At 71.1% G+C, this 14,699-nt stretch carries 10 protein-coding genes and 3 tRNA genes; 7 read left to right on the top strand and 6 right to left on the bottom strand.

Going from position 1 to position 14,699, the window contains the following annotated elements; translation table 11 throughout:
• Window positions 1-95 precede the first annotated feature (95 nt).
• The gene (hrpA, locus tag ACFVYR_RS13765; RefSeq protein WP_384256074.1) at window positions 96-4,082 is read right to left on the bottom strand and encodes an ATP-dependent RNA helicase HrpA; all 3,987 of its coding nucleotides are present in this window, start codon (window positions 4,080-4,082) and stop codon (window positions 96-98) included.
• A gap of 83 nt (window positions 4,083-4,165) precedes the next feature.
• On the opposite strand from hrpA, the gene ACFVYR_RS13760 reads away from it, so the two are divergent.
• The 4 genes from ACFVYR_RS13760 (at window position 4,166) to ACFVYR_RS13745 (ending at window position 7,459) form a co-directional block, all read left to right on the top strand.
• Complete coding sequence (locus ACFVYR_RS13760) at window positions 4,166-4,543, top strand: hypothetical protein (protein ID WP_384256076.1); 378 nt, start codon at window positions 4,166-4,168, stop codon at window positions 4,541-4,543.
• Between the two features lie 64 nt (window positions 4,544-4,607).
• A complete protein-coding gene (locus tag ACFVYR_RS13755; protein ID WP_384256078.1) occupies window positions 4,608-5,411 on the top strand; it encodes a DsbA family protein in 804 nt (267 codons plus the stop codon).
• Entirely contained in the window at window positions 5,408-6,295 is an 888-nt protein-coding gene (locus tag ACFVYR_RS13750; protein ID WP_384256080.1) for a cytochrome c biogenesis CcdA family protein, read from the top strand. The genes ACFVYR_RS13755 and ACFVYR_RS13750 overlap by 4 nt, the downstream gene beginning before the upstream one ends.
• A 33-nt stretch (window positions 6,296-6,328) precedes the next feature.
• Window positions 6,329-7,459, top strand: a complete 1,131-nt coding sequence (locus ACFVYR_RS13745; RefSeq protein WP_384256083.1) for an ABC transporter permease — start codon at window positions 6,329-6,331, stop codon at window positions 7,457-7,459.
• 51 nt (window positions 7,460-7,510) lie between these two features.
• Here the strand turns inward: ACFVYR_RS13745 and ACFVYR_RS13740 are convergent.
• From ACFVYR_RS13740 to ACFVYR_RS13725, 4 genes are all read right to left on the bottom strand, one after another.
• Window positions 7,511-7,584, bottom strand: a tRNA-Phe gene (locus ACFVYR_RS13740).
• Window positions 7,585-7,608: 24 nt separating this feature from the next.
• A tRNA-Asp gene (locus tag ACFVYR_RS13735) sits at window positions 7,609-7,683 on the bottom strand.
• 39 nt (window positions 7,684-7,722) lie between these two features.
• Window positions 7,723-7,795 (bottom strand) — tRNA-Glu (locus ACFVYR_RS13730).
• Between the two features lie 82 nt (window positions 7,796-7,877).
• A complete protein-coding gene (locus ACFVYR_RS13725) occupies window positions 7,878-9,428 on the bottom strand; it encodes a metallophosphoesterase (protein WP_384256085.1) in 1,551 nt (516 codons plus the stop codon).
• Window positions 9,429-9,499: 71 nt separating this feature from the next.
• On the opposite strand from ACFVYR_RS13725, the gene ACFVYR_RS13720 reads away from it, so the two are divergent.
• Window positions 9,500-9,850: a metallopeptidase family protein gene (locus ACFVYR_RS13720; RefSeq protein ID WP_384256087.1), complete on the top strand. Its 351-nt coding sequence runs from the start codon at window positions 9,500-9,502 to the stop codon at window positions 9,848-9,850.
• 119 nt (window positions 9,851-9,969) lie between these two features.
• Here the strand turns inward: ACFVYR_RS13720 and ACFVYR_RS13715 are convergent, their stop codons facing one another.
• Window positions 9,970-10,458 (bottom strand): hypothetical protein, encoded by a 489-nt coding sequence (locus tag ACFVYR_RS13715; RefSeq protein WP_384256090.1) that lies wholly within the window; start codon window positions 10,456-10,458, stop codon window positions 9,970-9,972.
• Between the two features lie 368 nt (window positions 10,459-10,826).
• Here ACFVYR_RS13715 and ACFVYR_RS13710 point away from each other — a divergent pair, with 368 nt between their 5' ends.
• Together ACFVYR_RS13710 and ACFVYR_RS13705 are read left to right on the top strand one after the other, a co-directional pair.
• Entirely contained in the window at window positions 10,827-12,965 is a 2,139-nt protein-coding gene (locus tag ACFVYR_RS13710) for a DEAD/DEAH box helicase (RefSeq protein WP_384256092.1), read from the top strand.
• 198 nt (window positions 12,966-13,163) lie between these two features.
• Complete coding sequence (locus ACFVYR_RS13705) at window positions 13,164-14,696, top strand: amino acid permease (protein ID WP_384256147.1); 1,533 nt, start codon at window positions 13,164-13,166, stop codon at window positions 14,694-14,696.
• The last annotated feature ends 3 nt before the right edge of the window (window positions 14,697-14,699 follow it).

The raw sequence follows: 14,699 nt of genomic DNA, 5'->3' as shown, positions 1-14,699 counted from the left end.
AGTCGGATATTGACCCGGTGCTGCGTTGCGCTGCGAGACAGGACTCTACAGCAGTGCAGGCCCGGCGGTCGAACTCACTCTGTGCGCCCTGTCCGTCACGGTGCGGCAGCGTCGATCGCCTTCACGATCCGCTTGTCCGAGACCGGGTACGCCGTGCCGAGCGCGTGCGCGAAGTAGCTGACGCGGAGCTCCTCGATCATCCAGCGGATCTCCAGGACCTCCTGCGGAACGGGCCTGCCCTTGGGCAGCTGTTCGAGCAGCCACAGGTACTCGTCGCGCATCTCGTGGACCTTCTCCATGCGGCTGGTGTCCCGCTGGACGCTGGTCGGCATCTGCTGGAGCCGCCGGTCCGCCGCCACCATGTACCGCATCAGGTCCGGCAGCCGACGCAGCCCCGTCTCCGTCACGAAGCCCGGTTTGATCAGGGAGTTCAACTGCTCCCGCACGTCCGCGAGATTGGCGAGCAGCACCGCGCTCCTCGTCGACTTCAGGCGGCCCTCGCAGGCCTGCCAGGCGGCGAGGACCTGCTGGACCTGGCCGACCGCGCGCACCGTCGTGTCGACGATCCCGGCGCGCACCTTGTCGAAGAGCTTGCGGTAGGACTCCTCGTCCCAGACCGGCCCGCCGAAGTCCGCGATCAGCTTGTCGGCCGCGGCCGTCGCGCAGTCGTCGAAGAGGGCCTGGACGGAGCCGTGCGGGTTCGCGGACAGGGCGATCTTCTGGACGTTGGTCAGCTTGTCCGAGGCGAACTTGGCCGGATTCACCGGGATGTTGCGCAGGATGAGGCGCCGGGTGCCGCGCCACATCGCCTGCTGCTGCTCCGCCTCGGTGTCGAAGAGGCGTACGGAGACGGTGTCGCCGTCGTCCACGAGCGCCGGGTACGCCTTCACGGGCTGGCCGGCCCGGCGGGTCTCGAAGACGCGCGAGAGCGTGCCGAGGGTCCAGTCGGTCAGACCGGTCCGCTCGACCGCGGAGGAGCCCGTGCGCTCCGCCGTCGCCGCGGCCGCCTGCGAGAGCGCCTTGCGGGCCTTCGGCTTCAGCCGCAGCTTCAGCGCTTCCAGGTCCTTGTCCTCGGCGAGCTTCCTGCGCCGCTCGTCGGTGATCCGGAACGTGATCTTCAGATGGTCCGGTACGCGCGTGAGGTCGAAGTCGTCCGGGGAGACCGGCACCCCGACCATCCGCTGGAGCTCCCGCGCCAGCGTCACGTGCAGCGGCTCCTGGAGCGGGACCGCACGCTCAAGGAACGCCTTGGCGAAGTTGGGCGCGGGGACGTAGTTGCGGCGGATCGGCTTCGGCAGGGAGCGGATCAGTTCGATCACGACCTCCTCGCGCAGGCCAGGAATCTGCCAGTCGAAGCCGTCGTCCGTCACCTGGTTCAGGACCTGGAGCGGTATGTGGACCGTGACGCCGTCCGCGTCCGCGCCCGGCTCGAACTGGTACGTCACCCTGAACTTGAGCTGCCCCTGGCGCCACGAGTCGGGGTAGTCGTCCTTGGAGACGTCACCCGCCCGCTCGTTGATGAGCATCGACCGCTCGAAGTCGAGCAGTTCGGGCTCCTCGCGCTGCTTCTTCTTCCACCAGGAGTCGAAGTGCGCGCCGGACACGACGTCCGCGGGCACCCGCTGGTCGTAGAAGTCGAAGAGCGTCTCGTCGTCGACGAGGATGTCGCGGCGCCGCGCGCGGTGCTCCAGCTCCTCGACCTCGGTGAGCAGCTTGCGGTTGGCGGCGAAGAACTTGTGGTGCGTGCGCCAGTCGCCCTCGACCAGCGCGTTGCGGATGAACAGGTCGCGGGAGACCTCGGGGTCGACGCGGCCGTAGTTCACCTTGCGGTCGGTGACGATCGGGACGCCGTACAGCGTGACCTTCTCGACCGCCATGACCGCCGCCTGGTCCTTCTCCCAGTGCGGCTCGCTGTACGTGCGCTTCACGAGGTGCTGGGCGAGCGGCTCGACCCACTCCGGCTCGATGCGCGCGTTGACCCGGGCCCAGAGGCGGGAGGTCTCGACGAGCTCGGCCGACATGATGAAGCGAGGGGGCTTCTTGAAGAGGGCCGAACCGGGGAAGATCGCGAACTTGGCGTTGCGGGCGCCGATGTACTCGTTGCGCCCGCCGCGCTGCTTCGGGTCGTTCTCCTTGGCGGCCCTGCTCTCCTTCGACTCCTTCACGTCCTTCATCCCGATGTGGGAGAGCAGGCCGGCGAGGAGGGAGATGTGGACGTGCTGCTCGGGGGCGTCGTCCTCGTTGAGATGGATGCCCATCTGCTTGGCGACCGTCCGCAACTGCGTGTAGATGTCCTGCCACTCGCGGATGCGCAGGAAGTTCAGGTACTCCGCCTTGCACATGCGCCGGAAGGATGACGAGCCGCGCTCCTTCTGCTGCTCGCGGACGTACCGCCAGAGGTTCAGGTAGGCGAGGAAGTCGCTCGTCTCGTCCTTGAAGCGGGCGTGCTGCTGGTCGGCCTGCGCCTGCTTCTCGGCGGGGCGCTCGCGCGGGTCCTGGATGGAGAGTGCGGCGGCGATCACCATGACCTCGCGCACGCAGCCGTTCTTGTCGGCCTCCAGGACCATCCGGGCGAGCCGGGGGTCGACGGGCAGCTGGCTGAGCTTGCGGCCCTGCTCGGTGAGCCGCTTCTTCGGGTCCTTCTGGCCCGGGTCCAGCGCGCCGAGCTCCTGGAGGAGCTGTACGCCGTCGCGGATGTTGCGGTGGTCCGGCGGGTCGATGAAGGGGAACTTCTCGATGTCGCCGAGACCGGCGGCGGTCATCTGGAGGATGACGGAGGCGAGGTTGGTGCGCAGGATCTCCGCGTCCGTGAACTCGGGGCGCGAGAGAAAGTCGTCCTCGCTGTACAGCCGGATGCAGATGCCGTCCGACGTACGGCCGCAGCGGCCCTTGCGCTGGTTGGCGCTGGCCTGGCTGATCGCCTCGATGGGCAGGCGCTGCACCTTCGTGCGGTGGCTGTAGCGGGAGATGCGGGCCGTGCCCGGGTCGATCACGTACTTGATGCCGGGGACCGTCAGGGACGTCTCGGCGACGTTCGTCGCGAGGACGATCCGTCTGCCCGTGTGGGGCTGGAAGACGCGGTGCTGCTCGGCGTGCGAGAGCCGGGCGTAGAGCGGCAGGACCTCGGTGAACCGGTAGTTCTTCTTGTTCAGCGCGTCCGCCGTGTCCCGGATCTCGCGCTCCCCGGAGAGGAAGACGAGGATGTCGCCCTTGCCCTCGGCCTGGAGCTCCTCGACGGCGTCGGTGATCGCCGTGATCTGGTCGCGGTCGGAATCGTCCCCCTCCTCTTCGAGGAGGGGGCGGTAGCGGACCTCGACCGGATACGTCCGCCCGGAGACCTCGACGATCGGGGCGTCCCCGAAGTGCCGCGAGAACCGCTCGGGGTCGATGGTCGCGGAGGTGATCACGACCTTCAGGTCCGGGCGCCTGGGCAGGAGCTGGGCGAGGTAGCCCAGGAGGAAGTCGATGTTGAGCGAGCGCTCGTGGGCCTCGTCGATGATGATCGTGTCGTACGCGCGCAGCTCGCGGTCCGTCTGGATCTCGGCCAGCAGGATGCCGTCCGTCATCAGCTTCACGTACGTGTCCGCGCCGACCTGGTCGGTGAAGCGGACCTTCCAGCCGACGGCCTCGCCGAGCGGGGTGTTCAGCTCCTCGGCGACGCGCTCGGCGACCGTACGGGCCGCGATGCGGCGGGGCTGCGTGTGCCCGATCATGCCGCGCACGCCCCGGCCGAGCTCCATGCAGATCTTGGGGATCTGCGTGGTCTTGCCCGAGCCGGTCTCGCCCGCGACGATCACGACCTGGTGGTCGCGGATCGCCTCGGCGATCTCGTCCTTCTTCTGGCTGACCGGCAGCTGCTCCGGATACGTGATCGCGGGCACGCGGGAGCCGCGCTCGGCCATCCGCGCCCCGGCCTTCTCCACGTCCGCCGCGATCTCGGCGAGGACGGCGGCGCGGGCCTCGGGCTTGCGGATCCGGCGGGCACCCTCCAGCCGCCGGCCGATCCGGTGCTCGTCGCGCAGCGAGAGCTCGGTCAGGCGGGGGGCGAGGGCGTCGAGGGTGAGGACGGGCTGCGTAGACATACGGGGTCCAGGATCTCACCCGCGGCTCGGCAGTGGCGAACCGATTTCTCCCCGGGGCCGCCCCGGCACGTACGATTCCGGGCATGTTGTCCCGTACCCGTACGCCGTGGTGCCTCCTGCTCGGGGCGCTGCTCGTACTGGTCGGGATGTTCTGCGCGCCGGTGGTGGCGGCGCGCTCCGTGCCCGCGGTGGCCGCCGCACAGCCCGTGGCGGCGCACCCGGCGACGGGACAGGACACGCCGCCGGGCTGCGGCAAGGGCGGGCGGCAGGACGGCGGGGAGCACCCCGCGTCGCCGCCGCGCTCCAGCTCCGCGTACGAACTGCTGCCGGCGCTGTACGAGGCGCATGGCGCCGACGGCTCGTGGGGCGCCGACCGGGCCGTCCTCGACCTGACCCCGGTGCGTGGCCCGCCGGAGCTGGTGGCGCCGTCCCCCGTCGATCTCTCGGTCCTGCGCGTGTAGGAGGCCCCTGTCCGGACCAGGGGCCCCAACGCAGACGTACAACAGGACAAGAGAGACCGCATCGATGCCCAAGAACGACATCAAGAACCGCAACACGAACGGCGGCAGGGCCGACCGCCGGAAGAGCCGCAACATCGCCATCGGCGCGGGCGTCGCCGTCGCCGCGCTGCTGCTCGGCGTCGCCTCGTACACGGCGACCAAGCCGGAGGACTCCGGCGACGCCACCGTCCAGGAGGAGGCCGCGGGCGCCACGCCCTCCACCGAGACGCAGGCGGGCGTCTATCCCGAGCTGGAGAAGCTCGCGCGGCGTGACGCCAAGGACCCGCTCGCGCGCGGGCGCGCCGACGCGCCCGTCGTGATGGTCGAGTACGCCGACTTCAAGTGCGGCTTCTGCGGGAAGTTCGCCCGCGACACCGAGCCCGGCCTCGTGAAGAAGTACGTCGACGACGGCACCCTGCGCATCGAATGGCGCAACTTCCCGATCTTCGGCAAGGACTCCGAGCGGGCCGCGCGCGGCGCGTGGGCGGCCGGGCGCCAGGGCCGCTTCTGGCAGTTCCACGAGGCCGCGTACGCCGAGGGGTCCAAGGAGAAGGGCTTCGGCGACGACCGCCTGAAGGAGCTCGCCCAGGAGGCGGGCGTCAAGGACGTCGGCCGGTTCGTCACCGACGCGGGGAGCGACGCGGCGGGCGACGCCGTGCGCAAGGACCAGGAGGAGGCGTACGGCCTCGGGGCCGCGTCGACGCCGTCCTTCCTGATCAACGGGCGGCCCGTCTCGGGCGCCCAGCCGGACCATGTCTTCCACCAGGCGATCGAGACGGCCGCGAAGAACGCGAAGCCCTCGGCCCAGGGCGGGGGGAAGAAGAAGTGACCGCCGACGTCGGGTACTTCGCCGCGTTCCTGGGCGGTCTCCTCGCCCTCGTCAGCCCGTGCAGCGCACTGCTGCTCCCGGCCTTCTTCGCCTACTCGATCGACTCGGCCTCGCGCCTCGTCGCACGCACCGGAATCTTCTACGCCGGGCTCGCGACCACGCTGGTGCCGCTCGGCGCGGCCGGGTCCTACGCCGGGCGGTTCTTCTTCGGCCACCGCGACCAGCTGGTGCTCGCCGCCGGGTGGCTGATCATCGGGCTCGGCGTGCTGCAGATCCTCGGCATGGGGTTCGCCTCGCGCAGGATGGCGGAGCTCTCGGGCCGGATCCGGCCGACGACCGCCCTCTCCGTGTACGCGCTGGGGGCGGTGTACGGGCTCGCCGGGTTCTGCGCGGGGCCGATCCTCGGCAGCGTCCTGACGGTGGCCGCGGTGAGCGGGAGCCCGGTCTACGGAGGGCTGCTGCTCGCCGTGTACGCGCTGGGGATGGCCGTGCCGCTCTTCCTGCTCGCGCTGCTGTGGGAGCGGTTCGACCTGGGGCGGCGCAGGTGGCTTCGGGGGCGGACGTTCCGGCTCGGCCGGTTCGAGCTGCACACGACGTCGCTGCTCTCGGGGCTGTTCTTCGTCGGGCTCGGGACGCTGTTCCTCGCCTACGACGGGACGACGGCGCTGCCCGGCCTCCTGGACGTCGACGACTCCTTCGCGGTGGAGCAGTGGGCGGGGGACCTCGGCAGGGCGGTGCCGGACTCGGTGCTGCTCGTGGGGGTCGTGGTGCTGGTGGGGGCCGTGCTCGGGGTACGCGGGTGGCGCAGGCGCGAGAGCGACAGGCCGGATTCGCCCGTTACCGAGGATTCGCCCATTACCGAGGATTCGCCCGTTATCAAGTGAGAAGGATGCGTATGCGTGGTTTAGCGTATTCGTATGCCTGATCATGAGCCGGAGCCTCACCAGGACGGTGCACACCTCGACGGTGCACACCACGACGGTGCACACCAGCACGGCGCGCACGGGCGCGTTCCCACCCGGGGCGAGCGGTGGGACGCGTTCAAGCAGTCGCCCTTCCTGCCCGCGATCGTGCTGGTGTTCATCCTGGCGGCCGCCGCCGGGCTCTTCGCCGGTTCGTACACGTTCTCCATGGCGAAACCGACCCCGCACCACATCCCCACCGCGGTGGTCGACGCCAAGGACAAGGGCGACTCCGCCCGCGGCAAGGCCTTCCTCGACGGCATGGAGAAGGCACTGAACGCCTCCCTGGAGGTGCGCAGGTACGACACCCGTGAAGCGGCGCGGCTGGACGTGGAGGAGCAGAAGGTCTTCGCGATCCTGGACGTGGCCCGCGGCGGCGACAAGGTCACGCTGGACGTCTCCGGGGCGTCCGGTGCCTCCGTCGCGCAGGTCCTCGCGGAGACCGCGCCGAAGGTCGGCGAGAAGGTCGGCGTCCCCGTCACGGTGAAGGACGTCAAGCCGCTCCAGGAGGGCGACCCGCGGGGCCTCGCCATCTTCTACATCTCCCTCGCCGCCGTGATCATCGGCTTCGTGGGGGCGATCCAGCTGAGCGTCCACGCGCGCGGCCTGAACCCGGCCGAGCGGATCGGGTTCACCGTCCTGTACGCGCTGCTCGGCGCGTTCGTCATCGCGGCGGTCGTGGACTGGTGGCTCGGCGCCCTGGACCTTCCCTTCATCGAGTCCTGGCTGATCCTGGCGCTGACGATGTTCGCGTCGGGCATGGTCTTCACGATGTTCAACACGCTGTTCGGGCGCTGGGCGATGCTCCCGACGTGGGGCCTGATGGTGCTCCTCGGCAACCCGTCGTCCGGTGGCGCGGTGTCGTGGCCGCTGCTGCCGTCCGTGCTCGGGCACATCGGGCAGTGGTTGCCGCCGGGGGCGTCGGTGAACGCGCAGCACACGGCGGTCTACTTCGGCGGCCACCAGCACGCCTTCCCGTTCCTGGTGCTCGGCGCGTGGGCGCTGGTGTCCTCGACGGTGTTCTGGGTGTGGCGGCACCGCCATCCGGGCGGCCGGGTGTCGGCGCCGGCCCACGCGGGGGCGTGACGGGGCAGGGAACGACAGAAGCCCCGCCGGTGGCGGGGCTTCTGGAAGAGGTGGCTGGGGCCGGGATCGAACCGGCGACCTATCGCTTTTCAGGCGATCGCTCGTACCAACTGAGCTACCCAGCCACGCGATCCGCGTGGAATCGCAAGCGGTCCTGACGGGATTTGAACCCGCGGCCTCCACCTTGACAGGGTGGCGAGCACTCCAAACTGCTCCACAGGACCAAGCGTTGTGCGAGCACTAGTCTCGCACACGATGTTGCGTGCCCCCAACGGGATTCGAACCCGTGCTACCGCCTTGAAAGGGCGGCGTCCTGGGCCACTAGACGATGAGGGCTAAGAGGCCCGCCGTGTGCGCCTTGCAGCGCGTCGGGGACGTGAGAAGCATATGGGATGCGGGGAGCTATCGCCAAAACGGTTTAGCCGGACGGGGTGGGGGCGGCCGGCGAGGTGGGTGCGCCGGGGCGGTTCTCCTTGGGGAGATGGCGGCTGACCTCCGCCTTCGTCAGGCCGAGACCGCCCAGTTTGATCTCGTCCCAGGCCTGCAGCCGCTTGGTCGTACGGTCCAGGTAGAGCACCGACGCCTCGACCGGATCCGGGTACTTCCCCTCGACCGCGCGCAGCCCGCTGCCGCCCGTCGAGCCCTCGATGCGCAGCCGGGTGCCCTCGTCCATGACGTCCATCTCCTGGTGGTGCACGTGGCCCGCGAGGGCGAGCGGCACCTCGCCGTCCGTCTCCCGCGCCGCCGTCGGGTTGTGCGCGATCGCCACGTCGACCGGGGTGCCTGCCGTCCGCTCGGCGCGCAGGGCGGAGGCGAGACGTATCCCCGCCATGTGCTCGACCGCGTCACCCTCGGCCTCGACCGAGCGGTCGGGGGTGTACTGCGGGTCGCCGATGCCGGCGAAGCGCAGGCCGGCGATGGTCTCGGCCCTGCCGTCGTCGAGCACGTGGACGTTCTTGAAGCGCGCGAGGTAGCGCTGGGTGGTGCGCGAGTCGTGGTTGCCGCGGACCCATACGTAGGGGGTGCCGAGGTCCTCGACGGGGTCCAGGAAGCCGTTCTCGGTGGCCGAGCCGTGGTCCATGGTGTCGCCCGAGTCGACGATGACGTCGATGTCGTACTGGTCGACGAGGGAGGAGATGATCTTCCAGCTCGCCGGGTTCAGGTGGATGTCCGAGACATGCAGGACGCGCATCGTGGTGGGGTCCGGCTGGTACGCGGGGAGGGTGGACGTCACGTCGTAGAGCTTGGTCACGTTGGTGACAAGGCGCGCCAACTCCTGCTGGTAGACGTCGAATTCGCTGACGATGCTGCGGGCGTTGCCGACGACCGAGGGGGCGCTGCTGAGCAGGCCGGAGAACTTCGGCTCCAGGACGGACTTCGGGTTCCAGGTGGCGTACGCCGCCGTGCCCGAGGCCGCGAGGAGGCCGAGGGCAAGGCCGCCCGCGGCGAGTGCGCGCCGGGGGCGGCGGTAGACGGCGAGGCCGAGCGCCGTGGCGCCGGAGACGACGGCGACGCAGGAGCGTAAGGCGAGGTCGAGCGTGCCGTGCCCGACGTCGCGCGCGACCTCCTCCTGGAGTCCCGCGAGCCGCTCGGGGTGGTCGACCAGGGCCTGGGCCCGCACCGGATCGAGGCGGTCCACATCGACGTCCAGGCGCAGGGGCGCGGTGTGCGAGCGGAGTTCCAGGGCGCCGAGTGGGGAGACGTTGATCTTCGTGCCGCCGGACACGGACGGGCGCAGGGTCATGCGGGTGTCCATCGGGCCGACCGGCGCGCGGACGCTGCCGACGATGAGCAGGCCGAGCCAGGCGCCGAGGAGGACGACCGCGACGAGGCCGAGGGCGCGCGCGTACGGGTGCGGAGGGCTGATCAGCTCGTGGGTCGGGTGGGTGCGGCGAGCGCGGTAGTGGCCTACGAGGGCGGTGCCCACCCCGCGTACGCCCTTCAGGACGACCGTGAAGTCGCGGGCCATTGGTCCCGTATGCCCAATTGGCGAGGCAGGTATGCCGGGACGGGGGCGGTGCGGTGGCCGACAATGGGGGAGTGCTGGAGATGACGCGCGAGGAGTTCGAGGAACTGGTCGGCGAGGCGCTCGACCGTATTCCGCCGGAATTGACGCGGCTGATGGACAACGTGGCCGTCTTCGTCGAGGACGAGCCGCCCTCCGACGACCCCGAGCTGCTCGGGCTGTACGAGGGGACTCCGCTGACCGACCGGGGCGAGTGGTACGCGGGCGTCCTGCCGGACCGGATCACCATCTACCGGGGGCCGACGCTCCGGATGTGCTCCTCGCGCGAGGAGGTGGTCGCCGAGACGGAGATCACGGTGGTGCACGAGGTGGCCCACCACTTCGGGATCGACGACGCCCGGCTGCACGCGCTCGGGTACGGGTGAGCGAGGGCGTCGGGGCCGGTGCGCGGGGCGGGTGCGGGCGAGGGGCGGACGGGGTCTCGGGCGGGGCGCCCTCCGTGTCTTCTTGCGGGCCGTGGGAGTTGGGCAGGGCGTCTGGATTCTCAGCGCCTCAGGAGGTGCTCGGCCGTGCGCCAGTTGTACGTTCCCGTCCGTTGGGCCGCGGTCGCGGTGGCCGTAGCGGCGACCGCGGGCTGCATGAGCGTCAGTGACGACGGGGGCGCCCCGGGGCCCGGCCGGTCCGCGGGGCGGCACGGCGGGGCGGCCGCGTCGGACGGTGATTCCGTGACGCGGGGCGGTGATCTCGCGGGCGGGGGCGAGCGCGGGAAGGGCGGCGGGAAGGGGAAGGGCAAGGGGTCGGGGGACGGCAAGGGTGCGGGGCGCGGGAAGGGCGCCGCGTCGCGCTCGGGCCACTCCGGGGCGGGCGGCGCCGGGCCCGGTGAGTCGTCCGCCGCCACGGCCGACGTGAAGCCGGCCGGGACGGGCGGTCCGGGCCGCCCGGCGCCGACGCGGCCGAAGCCGACCCCCACCCGGACCAGCGCCCCGCCCGACCCGCCGAAGCCCACCCCGACCCCGACGCCGGACCCGACCACTCCGGAACCGTCCTCGTCGGAGGGGTCGGGACAGGACCCCCAGCTGCAGCGGCGGAACGCGGAGGTCCCGGCGCGGGAGCCGTCGCCGGAAGCGGGGCCTAGGTAGCGCGGCCCAGGTAGCTCGGCCGCCCGGTTCCGGCCGGTCCCCGGCAGCCGATCGGCGGCTCCGAAAGAGGGCGGTTTGCCATTTGGGGTGGGGGGTGCGTATGGTGGTAGATCGTTTGATCCCATTTGCCCGGCGCCGACACAGAAGAGCGCCGCGTGGCGCGTACTCTCCCTTGCCGTGGCTGACCGCACAGAGGCGGTCCATTGCGAAATCACGGAGTTGACGGGCGCGTGCCGAGACTCCGGAAGGTTTCGCATTTCGCATGTCCATTTTCAGTTCTGACCACGCCGTCCTGCCCGAGAACGAGATCGTCGAGACCATCGTGAGCGAGGCCACAGAGGCCATCGCCGAGATCGTCGAGCCGGTCGCGGTCGTCGAGACCCAGGACGTCACCGAGGTCACCCCCGACGCCGAAGCCGACGCCGAAGCCCCCGAGGCCGACGCCTCCGAGGCCGACGCCGAGCCCGAGATCACGTTCACCGACCTCGGTCTGCCCGAGGGCATCGTCCGCAAGCTCGCGCAGAACGGCGTCACCACCCCCTTCCCGATCCAGGCCGCGACCATCCCGGACGCCCTGGCCGGCAAGGACATCCTCGGCCGCGGCCGCACCGGCTCCGGCAAGACCCTCTCCTTCGGTCTGCCGATGCTCGCGACGCTGGCGTCCGAGGGCCGCACCGAGAAGAAGAAGCCCCGCGGCGTCATCCTCACGCCGACCCGTGAGCTCGCGATGCAGGTCGCGGACGCCCTCCAGCCCTACGGCGACGTGCTCGGCCTGAAGATGAAGGTCGTCTGCGGCGGTACGTCGATGAGCAACCAGATCTACGCCCTGGAGCGCGGCGTCGACATCCTCGTCGCCACCCCGGGCCGCCTGCGCGACCTGATCAACCGCGGCGCCTGCTCGCTCGAGAACACCCAGATCGCGGTGCTCGACGAGGCCGACCAGATGTCCGACCTGGGCTTCCTGCCCGAGGTCACCGAGCTGCTCGACCAGGTTCCCGGCGGCGGCCAGCGCATGCTGTTCTCGGCCACCATGGAGAACGAGATCTCCACGCTGGTCAAGCGCTACCTGAACAACCCGGTGACGCACGAGGTCGACAGCGCCCAGGGCAACGTCACGACCATGACGCACCACATCCTCATCGTGAAGCCCCGCGACAAGGCGCCCGTCACGGCCGCCATCGCCGCGCGCAAGGGCCGCACGATCATCTTCGTCCGCACCCAGCTGGGCGCCGACCGCATCGCCGAGCAGCTCTGCGACTCGGGCGTGAAGGCCGACGCGCTGCACGGCGGCATGACGCAGGGCGCCCGTACGCGCGTCCTGGAGGACTTCAAGAAGGGCTACGTCAACGCGCTCGTCGCCACCGACGTCGCCGCCCGCGGCATCCACGTCGACGGCATCGACCTGGTCCTGAACGTGGACCCGGCCGGCGACCACAAGGACTACCTGCACCGTTCCGGCCGTACCGCCCGCGCGGGCCGCTCCGGCACGGTCGTGTCCCTCTCGCTGCCGCACCAGCGCCGCCAGATCTTCCGCCTCATGGAGGACGCCGGCGTCGACGCCAGCCGCCACATCATCAACGGCGGCGGCACCTTCGAGCCGGAGGTCGCCGAGATCACCGGCGCCCGCTCCATGACCGAGGTGCAGGCCGACTCCGCGGGCAACGCCGCGACCCAGGCCGAGCGTGAGGTCAAGGACCTCACCAAGGAGCTGGAGCGCGCCACCCGCCGCGCCGCCGAGCTGCGCGAGGAGGCCGACCGCCTCACCGCGCGTGCCGCCCGCGAGCGCGGCGAGGACCCGGAGACCGCGGTGGCCGAGGCCGCCGCTGCCGCCGAGGCCGCCGTCGAGGCCGCGTCGGTCGCCGAGCAGCAGGTGGCCGAGCGCCCGGTCCGCGAGGAGCGCTCCTCCTCGTACGACAACCGCCGTCCGCAGCGCGACGAGCGCGGCAACTACGAGCGGGAGCGTCGCGACAACCGTGGTGGCGGCTTCAACCGTGACCGTCGTGACGACCGTGGCGGCGACAACCGTGGTGGTGGCTTCCGTCGCGACGAGCGTGGTGGCGACCGTGGTGGCCGTTCTTTCGAGCGTCGTGACGACCGTGGCGGTGAGCGTGGTGGCTTCCGCCGCGACGACAACCGCGGTGGCGGCTTCAACCGTGACCGCCGTGACGACAACCGTGGTGGCGGCGCCGGTTTCCGCCGCGACGACCGCCCCTCCGGCGGCCACCGCGGCAGCGACCGTCCGTTCAACCGTGACCGCCGCGACGACCGCCCCGCCGGTGGCGGCTTCCGCTCCGGTGGCCACGACCGTCCGGCCCACAACCGTCGTGACGACCGCACCGGCTCCGGCACGGGCTCCTTCGGCCGCCGCGACGACAAGCCGCGCTGGAAGCGCAACGGCTGAGCGGTGACCGCCCGGCCCGACGGGCCTAGCTGAACCGAAAACGAAGGGCCCGCACGGCGTACGCGCCGTGCGGGCCCTTCGTCGTACCCGCACGGGCCGCCCCGCGCATGGCGCGCCCACGGCGAGGGAACCGCTGGGGGCATGACAAGTGACCCGAGCGAACGGAAACAGCCACCACCCACGACCGCGCGCGCCCCCATGTCCGCCTCCGCCCCCGCCCCCGGCTCCGACGAGGAGCGTCTCGCCCAGCTCGGTTACACGCAGGTCCTCGCGCGGCGCATGTCCGCGTTCTCCAACTACGCCGTCTCGTTCACGATCATCTCGGTCCTGTCCGGGTGCCTCACCATGTACCTGTTCGGGATGAACACCGGCGGCCCTGCCGTGATCACCTGGGGCTGGGTCGGCGTCGGCCTGATGACGCTCTTCGTGGGGCTCGCGATGGCCGAGATCTGCTCCGCGTACCCGACGTCCGCCGGGCTCTACTTCTGGGCGCACCGGCTCGCGCCCGCCCGCTCCGCCGCCGCGTGGGCGTGGTTCACGGGCTGGTTCAACGTGCTCGGGCAGGTCGCCGTCACCGCGGGGATCGACTTCGGCGCGGCGTCGTTCCTCGGCGCGTACCTGAACCTCCAGTTCGACTTCGCGGTCACCGAGGAGCGCACGATCCTGCTCTTCGCCGCGATCCTCGTGCTGCACGGGCTGGTCAACACCTTCGGCGTGCGCATCGTCGGGCTGCTCAACAGCGTCAGCGTGTGGTGGCACGTGGCCGGGGTGGCGGTGATCGTCGGCGCGCTCGCGTTCTCGCCGGACTCGCACCGGTCGGCGTCCTTCGTCTTCACCGAGTTCGTGAACAACACGGGCTGGGGCAGCGGCCTCTACGTCGTCCTCATCGGGCTGCTCATGGCGCAGTACACCTTCACCGGCTACGACGCCTCCGCGCACATGACGGAGGAGACCCACGACGCCTCGACGGCGGGCCCCAAGGGCATCGTCCGGGCCATCTGGACCTCCTGGATAGCGGGTTTCGTCCTGCTCCTCGGCTTCACCTTCGCCATCCAGTCGTACGAGGGCGCCCGCGGCTCGGCGACGGGCGCGCCGCCCGCCCAGATCCTCCTGGACGCACTCGGCGCGACGGCGGGCAAGCTGCTCCTGCTCGTCGTGATCGGCGCCCAGCTCTTCTGCGGCATGGCCTCGGTGACCGCCAACTCCCGCATGATCTACGCCTTCTCGCGGGACGGCGCGCTGCCGTACTCGCACATCTGGCACTCGGTCAGCCCGCGGACGAGGACGCCGGTGGCCGCGGTGTGGCTGGCCGCGCTCGGCGCGCTGGTGCTCGGCCTGCCGTACCTGATCAACGTCACGGCGTACGCGGCGGTGACCTCGATCGCCGTCATCGGGCTCTACATCGCCTACGTCGTCCCGACGTTGCTGCGGCTGCGCAAGGGGGACGCCTTCGAGCGCGGGCCCTGGCACCTGGGGCGCTGGTCCCGCCCGGTCGGTGTCGTCGCGGTGGGGTGGGTCGGCGTGATCACCGTCCTGTTCATGCTGCCGCAGGTGTCGCCGGTCACCTGGGAGACCTTCAACTACGCGCCGGTCGCGGTGCTCGTCGTTCTCGGATTCGCGGCGGCCTGGTGGCTGGCGTCGGCCAGGCACTGGTTCCTCAACCCGGACCACGCCCGCACGCGGGCCCGCGACGCGGCGCGCGCGAGCCGCCCGGAGCCCCTCGACCCGTGAGGG

The sequence above is a fragment of the Streptomyces sp. NPDC058284 genome, assembly GCF_042881135.1.
GTDB lineage: Bacteria > Actinomycetota > Actinomycetes > Streptomycetales > Streptomycetaceae > Streptomyces.
The sequence above is the reverse complement of the archived record's forward strand: the minus strand, read 5'-3'. Positions and strand labels throughout refer to the sequence as shown.